Source organism: Microbacterium sp. sgz311019, from assembly GCF_056135325.1.
Genome location: NZ_JBWAXO010000001.1, coordinates 71486 through 85215, shown reverse-complemented (window position 1 = coordinate 85215; position 13730 = coordinate 71486). Strand labels below are relative to the sequence as shown.

Annotated in this window: 15 protein-coding genes; 7 read left to right on the top strand and 8 right to left on the bottom strand. The window is 70.2% G+C overall.

From position 1 onward, the window contains the following. The first annotated feature begins 104 nt into the window (after window positions 1-104). Window positions 105-848, top strand: coding sequence for a response regulator transcription factor (locus AC0NZN_RS00390; protein ID WP_474590287.1), 744 nt, complete (start codon window positions 105-107; stop codon window positions 846-848). 3 nt (window positions 849-851) lie between these two features. Here AC0NZN_RS00390 and AC0NZN_RS00385 read toward each other — a convergent pair whose 3' ends face one another. The 5 genes from AC0NZN_RS00385 to AC0NZN_RS00365 all read right to left on the bottom strand — a co-directional run bounded on the left by AC0NZN_RS00385 (window position 852) and on the right by AC0NZN_RS00365 (window position 6208). Next, window positions 852-2006 (bottom strand): hypothetical protein, encoded by a 1155-nt coding sequence (locus tag AC0NZN_RS00385; protein WP_474590286.1) that lies wholly within the window; start codon window positions 2004-2006, stop codon window positions 852-854. Next, complete coding sequence (locus tag AC0NZN_RS00380; RefSeq protein WP_474590285.1) at window positions 2003-3682, bottom strand: sensor histidine kinase; 1680 nt, start codon at window positions 3680-3682, stop codon at window positions 2003-2005. The genes AC0NZN_RS00385 and AC0NZN_RS00380 overlap by 4 nt, the downstream gene beginning before the upstream one ends. Before the next feature lie 86 nt (window positions 3683-3768). Then, complete coding sequence (gene rpsA, locus AC0NZN_RS00375) at window positions 3769-5220, bottom strand: 30S ribosomal protein S1 (protein ID WP_474590284.1); 1452 nt, start codon at window positions 5218-5220, stop codon at window positions 3769-3771. Window positions 5221-5393: 173 nt separating this feature from the next. Beyond that, a complete protein-coding gene (locus tag AC0NZN_RS00370; protein WP_474590283.1) occupies window positions 5394-6044 on the bottom strand; it encodes a PH domain-containing protein in 651 nt (216 codons plus the stop codon). Further along, window positions 6041-6208: a hypothetical protein gene (locus AC0NZN_RS00365; protein WP_474590282.1), complete on the bottom strand. Its 168-nt coding sequence runs from the start codon at window positions 6206-6208 to the stop codon at window positions 6041-6043. The genes AC0NZN_RS00370 and AC0NZN_RS00365 overlap by 4 nt, the downstream gene beginning before the upstream one ends. Window positions 6209-6357: 149 nt before the next feature. Here AC0NZN_RS00365 and AC0NZN_RS00360 point away from each other — a divergent pair, with 149 nt between their 5' ends. Further along, window positions 6358-6741 (top strand): DUF3054 domain-containing protein, encoded by a 384-nt coding sequence (locus AC0NZN_RS00360; RefSeq protein WP_474590281.1) that lies wholly within the window; start codon window positions 6358-6360, stop codon window positions 6739-6741. Window positions 6742-6786: 45 nt separating this feature from the next. Here the strand turns inward: AC0NZN_RS00360 and AC0NZN_RS00355 are convergent, their stop codons facing one another. Beyond that, entirely contained in the window at window positions 6787-7401 is a 615-nt protein-coding gene (locus AC0NZN_RS00355; RefSeq protein ID WP_474590280.1) for a TetR/AcrR family transcriptional regulator, read from the bottom strand. Window positions 7402-7537: 136 nt separating this feature from the next. On the opposite strand from AC0NZN_RS00355, the gene AC0NZN_RS00350 reads away from it, so the two are divergent. The 5 genes from AC0NZN_RS00350 (at window position 7538) to AC0NZN_RS00330 (ending at window position 12197) form a co-directional block, all read left to right on the top strand. Further along, window positions 7538-8131, top strand: coding sequence for a DUF6230 family protein (locus AC0NZN_RS00350; protein ID WP_474590279.1), 594 nt, complete (start codon window positions 7538-7540; stop codon window positions 8129-8131). A gap of 70 nt (window positions 8132-8201) precedes the next feature. After that, window positions 8202-9506 carry a DUF6114 domain-containing protein gene (locus AC0NZN_RS00345; RefSeq protein WP_474590278.1) on the top strand — a complete coding sequence of 435 codons (1305 nt, stop codon included), beginning with the start codon at window positions 8202-8204 and terminating at the stop codon, window positions 9504-9506. 69 nt (window positions 9507-9575) lie between these two features. Continuing rightward, window positions 9576-10949 (top strand): ferredoxin reductase family protein, encoded by a 1374-nt coding sequence (locus tag AC0NZN_RS00340; RefSeq protein ID WP_474590277.1) that lies wholly within the window; start codon window positions 9576-9578, stop codon window positions 10947-10949. 1 nt (window position 10950) lies between these two features. Next, the gene (locus tag AC0NZN_RS00335) at window positions 10951-11427 is read left to right on the top strand and encodes an FMN-binding protein (protein ID WP_474590276.1); all 477 of its coding nucleotides are present in this window, start codon (window positions 10951-10953) and stop codon (window positions 11425-11427) included. Next, on the top strand, window positions 11424-12197 hold the full coding sequence (locus AC0NZN_RS00330) for an FAD:protein FMN transferase (protein WP_474590275.1): 774 nt from the start codon (window positions 11424-11426) through the stop codon (window positions 12195-12197). The genes AC0NZN_RS00335 and AC0NZN_RS00330 overlap by 4 nt, the downstream gene beginning before the upstream one ends. Window positions 12198-12212: 15 nt before the next feature. On the opposite strand, the gene AC0NZN_RS00325 is transcribed toward AC0NZN_RS00330, so the two are convergent. After that, window positions 12213-12602 carry a hypothetical protein gene (locus AC0NZN_RS00325; protein ID WP_474590274.1) on the bottom strand — a complete coding sequence of 130 codons (390 nt, stop codon included), beginning with the start codon at window positions 12600-12602 and terminating at the stop codon, window positions 12213-12215. A 45-nt stretch (window positions 12603-12647) separates the two neighbouring features. Continuing rightward, complete coding sequence (locus AC0NZN_RS00320) at window positions 12648-13730, bottom strand: NAD(P)-binding domain-containing protein (RefSeq protein ID WP_474590739.1); 1083 nt, start codon at window positions 13728-13730, stop codon at window positions 12648-12650.

Genomic DNA, 13730 nt, shown 5'->3' with positions numbered 1-13730 from the left:
ATGGCACGGATGAATGGCACGGCCGGCCGCCTGCCCGTTAGCATGACGGATGTTGCGCACCCGCGGGGGGACGCGCGGACGCGTCGTGGTGGGAGGCCCGATCGATGGATGTGGCACGCGTAGCGGTGGTCATCGAGGACGACGAGGACATCCGCGCGCTTCTCGCTGCTGTCCTCGAGCAGGCGGGATTCGATGTGCACACCGCGTCGACCGCGGTCGACGCCCTCGACCTGGTCCGCACGCACAATCCCATCGTGACGACCGTGGATGTGGGTCTCCCCGGCATGGACGGCTTCGAGACCGCACGGCGCATCCGCCAGATCAGCTCGGCCTACATCGTCATGCTCACCGCACGGACCGAGGAGATCGATGCCCTGCAGGGGCTCGACGCCGGTGCGGACGACTACATCACGAAGCCGTTCCGTCCCCGTGAGCTGCGCGCCCGCATCGACGCGATGCTGCGGCGGCCCCGGATGCGGTCCGCCGTGGCGTCAGCGCCCGAGCCGCCCTCGGAGGCCGACCGGCAGTCCTGGCTCGAGCACGACGGTCTGCGGGCGAACCCCGCCATGCGCCTGGTGGTCGCCGACGGCCGGAACATCGAGCTGACCCGCAGCGAGTTCGACATCCTCGCCGAGCTGCTGAGCTCGGGCCGCAGAGTCGTGTCCAAGTCGCAGCTCGCCCTGCTGCTGCGCGGAGAGACGAACCCCGGAGCGTACGTCAACGACAACGACACACGCGCCATCGAGGTGCACGTCGCCAACCTGCGGCGCAAGCTCGGCGACTCGCCGTCGAGTCCGCGCTGGGTGGAGACGGTCCGCGGCGTGGGCTACCGGCTCCCCGCCGGCTGAGTCTCACGCCTCGGCGATGAGAACCGACGATTCGACGCTCGACGCCGCCCGGCGCGCGGCATCGCGCGCCGTCTCGATCAGTGTCTGCGCGTCGTATCCCGCGGTCGTGCTGAGGCCGACGCCGACGCCGAGGACAGGGATCACTCCCCCGCTCACGCGGCCGAGTTCGTCGAACACGCCGCGATAGACGACGGATGCGCGCCGCCGCGCGTCCACGGGCGATTCGGCGACGGTCGCGAAGATCATGCCGGCTTCGCCGTCCGTGCCGACCACCGCCTGTGCCGGCGCGTAGCGGCGGACCGCCGCACGCCAGGTCTGCACGACATCGCGCGCCGTGTCACCGCCGAACGCGGTCGCGATCTGCTCGAGGTCCTCGATGCGCACCGACACCACCGCGACGAGCTCGCGACGCCAGCTCGCGCGACGGCCGAGGACGCGGAGCCACGCCTCGAACCGCGCCGCCGAGACGATATCCAGATCACCCTCCTCAACGACGGGCTCTGCGCGCTCCGGTGCCCGCTCCGCGAGGAGGACGGAGGTCGCGACGGTCGCGACGATCATGAGCACCACGGTGATGAGACTCGTCGTCACTGTGCCGAACCAGCTGGTGAACAGTGCGCTGTCGGGGCCGACGACGAGGAGCGCGGTGGTGCGCGACACGTAGTACAGGGCGAGCAGCCCCATGACGAAGGCGAACCCCCACGCCGGCCGACGCGTCACGAGCTCTCCGCGGAGGCATTCCGCAGCCCCGGCCGCGCCCGTGACGATGAGACTGAGGAACATCGCCAGCGCGCCCTGCCACCCGTCCGTACGCGGGGCAGTCAGGACCACCGCTGCGCCCGTGCCCACCGTGGCGACGACGACGACCGCGACAGCCCAGCTCATGCGCCGGCCGTTGAAGCGCCGAGCACCCAGCCAGAGGCATCCGGTGCCCGCGACGAACGCGCTGTTGCCGACGCCTACGAGCCACGCCGTCATCGGATAGGCGGCCCACAGCGAGTACGCGAGCGTGGTCACGATGGCTGCGACGAAGGCGAGCGACCAGATCGCGCCCGTGCTGTCGTCGCGTCGGACCATCGCCCCGGCGATGAAGATCAGCGCGCAGACGATGACGACGAGCGATGTCATCGCCGAGACGGATGCCGGGTCGAGTATCACTGCTCCTCCCCGGAGGTGCTGGCGGGCATGGGCGGGCCGGCGGGCAGGCGGACGATGAAGGTCGACCCCACGCCCACGGTGCTGCGCAGCGTGATGTCCCCGCCCTGCGCCCGGACGAAGTCACGGCTGATCGCGAGACCGAGGCCCGATCCGCGGCGCTGGCCGCGCACGCCCTCGGCCCGGTAGAACCTCTCGAAGATCCTCTCCTGCTCATCGTCGGGGATGCCGACCCCCGTGTCGCGCACGAGCACCCAGGTCGATGTGCCGTCCGTCGTTGTGCCGATGGTCACCGTGCCCCCGTCTCGGTTGTAGGCGATGGCGTTCGCGATCAGGTTGTCGACGACCTGGCGCAGGCGCAGCGGATCGGCGTAGGCGGTCGCCTCCTCGATGCCGCTCGCATCCAGGACGACAGCCTTGCGGTTCGCGCGAGGCGACAGCGACTCCGCCGAGGCCCGGGCGATGTCGGCGACGTCGAGCTCGCGCGGGGACATCGTGAGCGCCGGCGAAGCGGAGCTGCTCGATGCCGCGAGGATGTCACCCACGATGCCGAGGAGCCGCTCCGCATTGCGCTCGGCGATGCGGAGATTGGCCCGCGCCCCGTCGGGCAGGCCGTCCGCATCGAGCGCCAGCTCCAGATAGCCCAGGATGGAGGTCAGCGGCGTGCGCAGCTCGTGCGAGACCGATGCGACGAGTTCGTCGCGGGCGCGCAGCGCCGTCAGCTCGCCGGTCACGTCGCGCGAGACCACGACCGCCCCGGCATCCGCTCCCGTGTCGTCGGTGAGCCGCCGCGCCGACACGCTGAGCGCCCGCCGCGCCGGCCCGGGTTCGCCGAACCACACGACCTCGTCATCGAACGCATCACCGCGCAGGGCGCGCTCGAGCGGCATCTCGCCCGCCGGCACCGGAGTCTCGCCGTCCTCGCGGAACACCGGAGCTGCGCCCTCCCGCGTGTCGTCGATGTCGAGCGTGTGGAGCCGTCCGTACGCGTCGTTCGTCACGGCGGTGTCTCCGTCGGCGCCGACTCGGATGACCCCGAAGTCCACGGCGTCCAGCACCTCCGTCACCTCTTGCTCCTGCCGCCGCGTCCGCTCGAGGACGCGGCTCAAGAGCAGCGCCTGAGTGGCCAAGAGCGTGCGCTGCGCCGCCGTGCGACGCGCGGTGAGGAAGCTCGTCACCCCCACCGCCAGCACGATCAGCGGCAGCAGCACGTTGTCGTACGTGAGGGCTCCGCTCGGCTGCAGGACCATGGTCGCCCAGAAGAGGAGGCAGACGCCCGTGATGGCGCCGAACATGCCGAGTAGACCGAAGCCCGCCGCGATCCACATCGTCGGGAAGACCCACAGGAGCCCCAGACGCGAGTTGGGTGCCGACGCCCGCATCACGGTGATGGCGATGATGTCGGCGGCGGGGACGATCGCCGTCAGCCCGTAGGCAAGGCGGTCCCACGGGATGACCAGGGCCGCCGCGAGTCCGGCGAACACCACGAGCGCACCGGCGAAGAAGAGCGGACCGTCGCCGGAGAACGTGTCCATGGCGACGAGCACGGACAGGACGAGCACGACGCTGGCGAGGAGTGCCTGGTTGAGCACCGCCGCACGACTGCGAGTGCGATCGGGAAGCGGCGCGCGCCGCGGCGCGCGCGAGGGGAGGCGCGGATGCTCGGTCACCGCAGTCATGGGACGACCGTACCGCGCGGAGACCCGGGAACAACGAACGCGGGGCCGGAGCCCGAAGGCTCCGGCTCCGCGTCACGGGATGCGGATCAGCGACCCGAGAGCTTCTCGCGCAGTGCGGCGAGAGCCTCGTCGTCGGCCAGCGTGCCGGCCGGGGACGAGTCGCTCGAGAACGTCGACGGGACGTCGACGCCACCGGCGTTGTTCGCCTCGGCCTCGAGGGCCTTGGCGACCTGCGCCTTGTGGGCCTCCCAGCGCGCGTGGGCGGCGGCGTACTCCTGCTCCCACTTCTCGCGCTGCTCGTCGAAGCCTTCCTTCCACTGGTTGGTCTCCGGGTCGAAGCCCTCGGGGTACTTGTACTCCCCGTTCTCGTCGTACTCGGTGACCATGCCGTAGAGGGCCGGGTCGAACTCGGTGCCGTACGGGTCGACAGCCTCGTTCGCCTGCTTGAGCGACAGCGAGATGCGGCGACGCTCCAGGTCGATGTCGATGACCTTGACGAAGACCTCTTCGCCGACCGACACGACCTGCTCGGCGAGCTCGACGTGCTTGCCCGACAGCTCCGAGATGTGCACGAGGCCCTCGATGCCATCCGCGACGCGGACGAAGGCGCCGAACGGGACGAGCTTCGTGACCTTGCCCGGGGTGACCTGGCCGATGGCGTGGGTGCGGGCGAAGACCTGCCACGGGTCCTCCTGGGTCGCCTTCAGCGACAGCGAGACGCGCTCGCGGTCCAGGTCGACCTCGAGGATCTCGACGGTGACCTCCTGGCCGACCTCGACGACCTCGGACGCGTGCTCGATGTGCTTCCACGACAGCTCGGAGACGTGCACGAGGCCGTCCACGCCGCCGAGGTCGACGAACGCACCGAAGTTGACGATCGACGAGACGACGCCCTTGCGGACCTGGCCCTTGTGCAGGTTGTTGAGGAACGTGGTGCGCGACTCGGACTGCGTCTGCTCGAGCAGGGCGCGGCGCGAGAGCACGACGTTGTTGCGGTTCTTGTCGAGCTCGAGGATCTTCGCCTCGATCTCCTGGCCGAGGTACGGCGTGAGGTCGCGGACGCGGCGCAGCTCGATGAGGGATGCGGGCAGGAAGCCGCGCAGGCCGATGTCGACGATGAGGCCGCCCTTGACGACCTCGATCACCTGACCGGTGACAACGCCGTCGGTCTCCTTGATCTTCTCCACGTCGCCCCAGGCGCGCTCGTACTGTGCGCGCTTCTTCGACAGGATGAGGCGGCCTTCCTTGTCCTCCTTCTGGAGGACCAGCGCCTCGACGTGGTCGCCGACCTTGACGACCTCGTTCGGGTCGACGTCGTGCTTGATGGAAAGCTCGCGCGAGGGGATGACGCCCTCGGTCTTGTAGCCGACGTCGAGGAGGACCTCGTCGCGGTCGATCTTCACCACGGTGCCCTCGATCAGGTCGCCGTCGTTGAAGAACTTCAGGGTCTTCTCGACCGCGGCCAGGAAGTCCTCAGCAGAGCCGATGTCGTTGATCGCGACCTGCTTGGTGGCCGGGGCGGTCGTTGCGGTAGTCATGTAGTGGGTAGTCCCTTTGGATGATTTCGTCGGGCTCCGAACGCGCACGACAGCACAGGCGGAGCAGATGGATTTCTTGAGGCGTCGCTCGCGCATGCCGAATCAGCGCCCACGAGTGACACCCCAGGGTATCAGAACCCGGGGGCCCGTCCGATGGTCCGCCCGGGAGGCGGTCAGCGCGGCAGCTGGATGGGGTCGGTCGTCGCGCGGTCGGGGTCGAACGACCCGTAGTACGGGACCGTGTCATTGACCGGAGCGGGCGGGGCAGGCGGTCGCGGCGGCACCGGCGGAGTCCCCATCCCGTCGTCCATCACTGGGCGTGGTCCGGCGTAGCCGCGCAGCCCCGCCTGGGCGATGACCCGCTGGATCGTGAGGCCGCGCTCGTCGGGGCGGCCGACGAACCGGATGTCGCGCAGGCCCTGATCCTGAGCGGCCGACTCGAACACGAAGTGCCCGTAGCCGACGATGCGGCCGACGAAGGGCTTGTAGACGGAGATGTCGAGGATGCGCGAGAGCGGCATCGTCGCGACCTGTTCCGTGAGGATGCCGTGGATGCGGAAGACCCGCATGTTCGTGATGACGAAGCGGTCGCGCCGGCGATCGAGGAACCGCCAGGCGGCGTGCAGCACGAGCGCGCCGCCGACCAGCACCGGCAGCCACCAGACAGCCGGCATGACCACGGCGAGGCAGGTCAGCACCAGACCCCCGGCGAGCTCGAGCGACGCGCCGACGACTGCGGCCCAATGCTTGCGGACCTCGTCGATCACGACCTCGCCCTGATCGGAGATCAGGTGCTTGGCCGTGCGCGGATCGACCTCGATCATGAACCTGCGAGCGAGGTGAAGAAGTGGGCGACGGCCTCGCCGGCGCCCCACACCATGGCGACTGCGCCGTGGACGGCGTTCGCGGCATCCTGCGGCCGCGTCACGAGGTAGAAGAGCGCGAACGCGATGACGAACACGATGACGATGCGCTTGAGGATCTTCACGGGCAGGGTCCTTCCGGGTCGTCTTGCTGTCGGGTCGAAAGCGATCCCCCCGGACGCCAACTGTCGATTAAACCGTGTATGAGGCCGCCCCGCCCATCCGACACGCGGTGGCGGGCGATGCCCCGAACGAAGGCTGAGAGGATGGATGGATGCGTCATCCCCTTCGCACCGTCCTGCTCCCCTTCGCTGCGGACGTGGCCCTCGTCGTGGTGTTCGCCGCGATCGGCCGTGCCAGCCACCACGAAGCGGTCCTTTCCGGGCTGCTCGAGACGGCGTGGCCGTTCCTGGTGGGCCTGGCGCTGGGCTGGATGCTCTCGCGCGCCTGGCGCGCTCCCCTCGCGCCGGTGCGCACGGGGCTGCCGGTGTGGGCTGTCACGGTCGTGGCCGGCATGGTGCTGCGCGCAGTCGGCGGGCAGGGAGTCGTCCTGGCGTTCGTCGTCGTGGCATCGATCGTCCTGCTGGTGTTCCTCGTGGGCTGGCGCGCCGTCGCCCGACTCGTGACCCGCCGCCGCGCGAGCGTCGACGCGGCGTAGGAGTCTGCGCCGCATCCACGAAGGCCCTGACCGGGCAGAACGACGTCAGTGGATGAAGCCCGACAACGTCGAGGCCTGCTCCGGCTCGACCGTCACGACGATCGAGAACAGGCTCTGCACGAGGAAGTCCACCAGCGGGAGCTTCTCCATGCGGTGTGTGATGACGCCGTCGATGAGCATCTGCTCCGCGAACGCCACCCAAGAGCGCAGGGACGTCCTCAGCAGCGTGGAATCGGGGCACCCGAGCTCGGCGACGACCGCCATGACGCGCTCGCTCTCGACGACGCGCACGCCCTCCACGATCTCGCGGACCTCGGTGTCGCCGCTGGCCGCCCCGCGCACGAGCGAGAAGAACGTGCCTTCATGCTCCTCGACGAACTCCACGATGCGCGTGAGCGTGTCGCGCAGGCGATCGACCGGGCCGAGATCGTCGTTCGGTTCGGTCGCATGCAGCAGCGCGTCGCCGGCGGTGCGCACCACCTCGCGGTGGAATCCGTCGCGCGATCCGAAGTAATAGGCGAACAGGCCGCGGGACACGCCCGCCTCGCGGGCGATGTATTCCGTGGTGAGTGCTTCGAGCGGGCGATCGGCGAGCGCCGCCACGCCGAGCGCGATGAGCTGCGCCCGTCGCTCATCGGAACTGAGCCTGCTACGCCCCATGCCACGAGCTTAGGGCGATGATCGGCGGGCGTTGTTGGCGCTCCGCCAATAGCGTATTGACACTCCGCCAGTAACGTGTCTAGCCTCGCTAGAGGCCGCCGAGGACGGCGCGCCGCCAACTGATCGAAGGAGATCGATGAAGCTGTCACGCCTCACCCGTTCCCGAGGGGGACGCGTCGCGCTTGCGGCCGTCCCCGCGACCCTCGCCGTCAGCGCGCTCATGACCGCGGTCGCCTATGGCGCCGTCCCCGTGTCGTTCGCGGTGTCCGGATCGCCGTTCAAGATCAGCGCATCACACCTTCACGGCGACAGCTTCTCGCAGTACAGCGGCGTCGCCCAGGAGAAGGGCGGGGCCGTGCACCCGGTCGCGATCGCCAACATCGGCACCGCATCGCTCGCGAACCTCTGCCAGTCCGTCGTGACGGATACCCCGCTCGGAAAGCTCGGCCTGCTCATCAACGCCGGCGGCGGCGGCAACCCCGCGACCGCCTCCGATCTGCAGATCGGCATGACGGACCTGCAGGGCAACGCCACGTTCCACAACATCCGCATCGGAGTCGACGCATCCTCCGTCATCACGGGCGCCAAGGGCACGGCGGGCGATTTCGCGCAGGACGCCTCCTCGCTGGACATCGACAACGTGAGGCAGACGGCGTGGAGCACCACCGCCGGCACCTTCACACTGACCGGCATGCACCTGCAGCTGACCAACGGTCAGGAGTGCTTCTAGCCATCGCCCGCGCGCCGGAGGGCGGATCCCCAGCCGCTCTCCGGTCGCACGCTCGAACGAACGAGGAAACGTGTCTCCCAGCGCCCCCAGCCGCTTCGCCGGCTTCTACCGATCGCGTCCGCTCATCGGCGGCTCGCTCATCGTCATCGCCGGCCTCGCCGTCTTCCTGTCGACGCAGCTCGACCTCGGGAAGATCCACGTCCAGGTCGGCATCGAGGGCTTCCAAGCCCTCGTCATCCCGGTCGCGCTGGTCGTCCTCGGCGTGCTCATCGTCGTCGATCCCGGGCACCGCATCTTCTATGGCGTCCTCGCCCTGGCCGTCGCCGTCTACGCCGTCGTCGGGGTGAACCTCGGGGGCTTCCTCGTCGGCACGATCCTCGGCATCGCAGGCGCCGTCGTGGCGCTCTCGTGGATGCCACCCCCCGCCACCTCCACCGACTCCGCGGAGAGCGCCGAGCCGACGGTGGGGGACGCGATGGATGCCGACCCCTTCGGTCTGGACGACCTCATGGGGTCCACGTCAACCGCCGTCGCCCACGACGAGTCCCCCGCCCCGGAGCCGCGCCCTTTCGTGTTGCGGCCGGCTGACGCCGGCCGCAAGACGCGCCGCGGCGTCCGGAGCTTCGCGCTGGCGGCTGCAGTGGGAATCGGCGGCGTGGGTATCGCCACGGGCCTGCCCGCCCAGGCGGCGCATGCCGAGTCTTCGCTGTGCAGCGGGCTGTTCGGCATCCTGTGTCCCCCGGCGTCCTCGCCGTCTCCGAGCGCCTCCCCGTCCGGGTCCCCGACGGGCTCCCCCGTCCCCCTCCCGCGGCCCTCGGTCGGCGCGCCCGGGGGATCCGCTCCTCTCACTCCTCAGCCGGGCGCAACGCCGAGCCCGTCGCCGACGCTGCCCCCGGGCGTTCCCCCGTCGGCGTCGGCCCTGATCGTGCCGCAGCTCGCCGACACGAGCGTCGCGGTCGACTCGGGCGCGCCCGTGGTCGCCACCGAATCGGCGACGCTCACGGCCACCTCCCTCTCCCAGACCAACGGTCGCTATGTCGAGACGGTGCTGCTCCGCCGCCCCGACGGCTCGACGGTCCGCGCGCTGAAGATCCTCGGCGATGCCGCGCTGCTGAAGAACATGCGCCTCCATGGTGCGGGTGGGCACCACGGCGCAGGCATCGACGCGTCGCAGCTCGATGTGGCCGGTCCGATCCACTTCTACGCCGCCGCGTTCTCGGGGAAGGCGTTCGGCGTCCTGCCTCTCTCCTGGAATGTCGACTCGCCGCCTCCTGTCGGCGTGCCGATGCCGCCGTTCACCGACGTCACCGTGGAGCTCGTCTACTTCGACGCCGGCGGCCAGGTGCTCACCGCCTCGCACATCACGCCGAAGTAGCCGGCCGCCACAGGAAGCGGCAAGCCATGTCATAGGAATCCCTCACTGGCGTGGTGCACAGTCGAACGCATGACGACGACCGCCGCCAGGTCTTCACGACGCCTGCGCACCCGCGAGGCGTGGCACCTCGGCGCCGTCGCCGTCATCTGGCTGACGAGTCTCTTCGTGGTCGCGCTGTGGATCTCGGGGGGCGGCATCCGCGATCTGCTGGCGATGGATGCCGGCTCCCTGACCACGCTCGGACGCCTGACGGGCCTCGTCGCCGCGAACCTCCTGCTGTACCAGGTGCTGCTGATGGCGCGGGTCCCGCTGTTCGAGCGCGGCTTCGGCCGCGATGCGATGACGCGCATGCACCGCCTGGTGGGCTTCTGGTCGTTCTGGCTGATGCTCGCCCACATCGTGCTCGTCGTCGCGGGGTACTCCGCGGCGAGCGGCGTCAACATCTTCGTGCAGACGTGGGACTTCATCGTGGACTATCCGGCGATGCTCCTCGCGACTGCCGGCACGGCGCTGCTGATCCTGGTCGTGGTCACGAGCATCCGCCGCGCTCGCGCGCGGCTGCGCTACGAGTCCTGGCACCTGCTGCACCTCTATGCATACGTGGGCGTCGGGCTCGCGCTCCCCCACGAGCTCTGGACCGGAGCGGATTTCCTCTCCTCGCCGGTCGCGACGGCGTATTGGTGGACGCTGTGGGCGCTGGCCGCCGCATCCGTCCTCGTGTTCCGCCTCGGCGTGCCCACCGTGCGGTCTCTCCGTCACGGTCTGCGGGTGGTCGGCGTCGAGCGCGACGGCGACCGGGGGGTCGCGGTGCGGGTCGCCGGGCGCAGCGGTGCACCCCGCGCCCGCGCCGGCCAGTTCTTCATCTGGCGGTTCCTCGACGGCCCGGGCTGGACCCGCGGTCACCCGTTCTCGCTCGCGAGCGCCCCGGGACGCGACCTCGTGCTCTCGGCCCGCCTCGCAGGCGACGGCTCCGCGCGCCTCGCCGCACTGCGGCCCGGCACGCGTGTGCACATCGAGGGCCCGTACGGGACGACGACCGGGGATGCGCGCGAGCGCACGAAGCTCCTGATGATCGGCGCGGGTGCGGGTGTCGCACCGCTCGTGGCGATCCTCGAGGCGGAGTCGTTCGCACCCGGTGATGCCGTGCTGGTGACGCGTGACAACACCCCCGCGACCGCGATGCGCGCACCGGAGATCGCCGCTCTCGTTCAACGCCGTGGCCTGCGCCACGCCGCTCTCGACGGTGCGCGCGGACGGTCATGGCTCCCCCGCACGCACGACGCGTGGACCGGTCCGCAGCTCATCGCCTATCTCGCGCCCGACATCCAGGAGTACGACGCGTACGTGTGCGGGCCGCCCGCCTGGATGGATGCCGTCACCGCCGATCTGCGCGCCGCCGGCCTTCCCCGTACCCGCATCCACACCGAATCGTTCGAGGTCTGACATGAAGCGCATCGTCTACGCCGTGCTCGGGACCTTCGCAGGTCTCGTGCTGCTGTTCAGCTACCGCACCTCGCTCCAGGTGGTTCCTCCCACCGCCGCCGGTGGCGGCACGACGTCGGGGGCCGTCTCCGGCGGCACGTCGAACGGCTCGTCCGGCGGCTCATCGGGGGGCTCGTCGGGGGGCTCGTCATCGGCGACCCTCAAGGACGGCACGTACACGGGGCCCTCGACCGACACCCGCTGGGGGCCGGTGCAGGTGCGGATCACGGTCTCCGGCGGCCGCATCACGGCTGCCGACGCGATCGACTACCCCATGAACAACGGCCGCGATCAGCAGATCAACCAGTACGCGATCCCGCAGCTGCAGAATGAGACGCTTCAGGCGCAGAGCGCTCAGATCGACATGGTGTCCGGTGCGACCTACACCAGCGAGGGCTACACGGCCTCGCTGCAGAGCGCGATCGACCAGGCACGATGATGACGCCGCAGGATGCGCCGCACGCCGCGGTGGAGCACGTGTGGGGAACGGTCGTGAGTGTCCAGACCGTCGGAACGCCCCAGCCCGATGCCGTCGGCGCGTTCTTCGCGGAGCTCCACGAGGTCGATCGCATCTTCTCACCGTACCGGCCCGAGTCGGAGGTCTCGCGCATCGCCGACGGCCGGCTCGCGCTCGGCGACGCGGACCCGCTCGTGCAGGAGGTCGCCGCGCGGTGCGCCACGTACGAGGGCGAGACCGGCGGCCTGTTCAGCGCGTACTGGCGCGGATGCTTCGATCCCACGGGACTGGTCAAGGGATGGGCGATCGACCGAGCCGCGGCACGCCACCTCGCCCCCCTGGTGGACGGCGCGTCCGTCGGTGCCATCGGCGTCGATGCGGGTGGAGACGTCCTCGTGTTCACCCACCCCGACCTCGACAGGACGTGGAACATCGGCATCGCCGATCCGCGTCGCCGGGGCGCGGTCATCGCCACCGTGCCGCTGCGCACCGGGGCGATCGCGACCTCGGGAATCGCCGAACGCGGCACACACATCCTCGACCCGCGCACAGGGGGCGCCGCCACCGGAGTGGCCAGTGCCACGGTCGTGGCATCCACTCTCGAGATCGCGGACGTGTGGGCGACCGCATCCGTCGTCGCAGGTTTCGACGCGCCGCTCCCCCCGGCGGGCACCGTGCTCCTGGTCGCGGAGGACGGACGCATCCGCCGTGGGATCTCGGGCGTAGAGGTGTCGGTCGACTCGGCGTCCTGAACGGCGCCGGACCGCTCAGAGGAGGAAGAGCTGGCCCAGGACGACGAAGGCGATGATGAACACGACGACGATGCCCGCGATGATGCCGAGGGTGCGGGTGGAGAGCTTTGCGACGCCGAAGCCGACGAGGAACGGGAGAGCCGCGAGGAACAGGGCGACGGTCCACCAGAACGCGGCGTAGCCACCGGGGCTCGCGTTCTTCAGGTGCACACCGAAGAGCGCCTGCGTGGTCGGGTGGGTCGCGAACGCGACCGCCGAAGCGAGCGGCACGGCGATGAACGCCGCGACGATGACTCCGATCAGGAAGCCCCAGAGTCCGTGACGGTCGCTGTCCTCGCTGAGGACGCCGCCCGTCGACTGTTGCTGCCGCTGCTGCGATGACGTGCGCGATCCGCTTGATGCCATGCGGAGAAGCCTAGTGGCACGACGCTGCTCGGTCGGGGATGCCGATCACGCGGCGACACGGACGTCGTCTGCGAGGATCGCGCGGACCGCCTCCCGGCCTGCGCGGTTCGCGCCGACCGTGGACTGCGACGGCCCGTACCCGATCAGGAAGAGCCTCGGCTCGTCGATCGACCGACCGTTCGAGACGCGGATGCCGCCGGACGGCGTGCGCAGGTGCAGAGGCGCGAGGTGGTCGATCGCCGCGCGGAACCCGGTGGCCCACAGGATGACGTCCGCCTCGATGAGAGTGCCGTCGGGCATGCGCACGCCCGTGGCCTCGATCGCGGTGAACATCGGATGGCGGTTCAGGATGCCGCGCTCCTGCGCTTTCCGGGCCCACGGCGTCCAGTGGAGTCCCGTCACCGAGATGACGCTGCTGGGCGGCAGCCCCTGGCGCACGCGCTCCTCGACCCCGGCGATCGCTGCCACGCGCGCGGGCACGTCGAAGTCGTCGTCGATCCACACGGGCTCGCGGCGCGTGACCCAGACCGTCTCCGCCACGTGAGAGATCTCCTCGAGCAGCTGGATCGCCGACACACCCGCGCCCACGATCACCACCCGCTGGCCGGCGAACTCGTCTCGGGAGCGAAAGTCGGCGACGTGCAGCTGTCGTCCGCGGAAGCTGCGCGCACCCGGAACGAACGGCACGAACGGCCGGGTCCACGTCCCGGTGGCGTTGATCACGTGTCGGGCCGCCCAGGTGCCACTGTCGGTGCGGACGATCAGTCGCCCCTCGGGATCGTCGTCGGCGCGCGTGACCGCGAGTACCCGCACCGGACGCTGCACGTCGAGCGCGAACTGCTCCTCGTATGCGGCGAAGTAGGGCGGCAGGATGTCACGGCTCGAAGCCGCAGGGTCTGCCGGGGGCACCGGCATCCCGGGCAGCTCGTAGATGCCGTTCACCGTCGCCATCGTCAGCGACTCCCAGCGGTGCTGCCAGGCACCGCCCGGCGCGACATCCGCATCGAGCACGGCGAAGGTGCGCTCGCCGGCTTCCGTCTCCGTCGTGTAGCCGCGTCGTCGCAGGTGGTACGCCGCCGACAGACCGGCCTGACCTGCGCCGATCACCACGACCTCCACGAGATGCAT

Bases quoted from the DNA above. Each gene is read 5' to 3' on its own strand.
- AC0NZN_RS00390 (WP_474590287.1), top strand. From the start codon at position 105: ATGGATGTGGCACGCGTAGCGGTGGTCATCGAGGACGACGAGGACATC.
- AC0NZN_RS00380 (WP_474590285.1), bottom strand. From the start codon at position 3,682: ATGACTGCGGTGACCGAGCATCCGCGCCTCCCCTCGCGCGCGCCGCGG.
- rpsA (WP_474590284.1), bottom strand. From the start codon at position 5,220: ATGACTACCGCAACGACCGCCCCGGCCACCAAGCAGGTCGCGATCAAC.
- AC0NZN_RS00370 (WP_474590283.1), bottom strand. From the start codon at position 6,044: ATGATCGAGGTCGATCCGCGCACGGCCAAGCACCTGATCTCCGATCAG.
- AC0NZN_RS00360 (WP_474590281.1), top strand. From the start codon at position 6,358: ATGCGTCATCCCCTTCGCACCGTCCTGCTCCCCTTCGCTGCGGACGTG.
- AC0NZN_RS00355 (WP_474590280.1), bottom strand. From the start codon at position 7,401: ATGGGGCGTAGCAGGCTCAGTTCCGATGAGCGACGGGCGCAGCTCATC.
- AC0NZN_RS00350 (WP_474590279.1), top strand. From the start codon at position 7,538: ATGAAGCTGTCACGCCTCACCCGTTCCCGAGGGGGACGCGTCGCGCTT.
- AC0NZN_RS00340 (WP_474590277.1), top strand. From the start codon at position 9,576: ATGACGACGACCGCCGCCAGGTCTTCACGACGCCTGCGCACCCGCGAG.
- AC0NZN_RS00335 (WP_474590276.1), top strand. From the start codon at position 10,951: ATGAAGCGCATCGTCTACGCCGTGCTCGGGACCTTCGCAGGTCTCGTG.
- AC0NZN_RS00330 (WP_474590275.1), top strand. From the start codon at position 11,424: ATGATGACGCCGCAGGATGCGCCGCACGCCGCGGTGGAGCACGTGTGG.
- AC0NZN_RS00325 (WP_474590274.1), bottom strand. From the start codon at position 12,602: ATGGCATCAAGCGGATCGCGCACGTCATCGCAGCAGCGGCAGCAACAG.
- AC0NZN_RS00320 (WP_474590739.1), bottom strand. From the start codon at position 13,730: ATGCATCTCGTGGAGGTCGTGGTGATCGGCGCAGGTCAGGCCGGTCTG.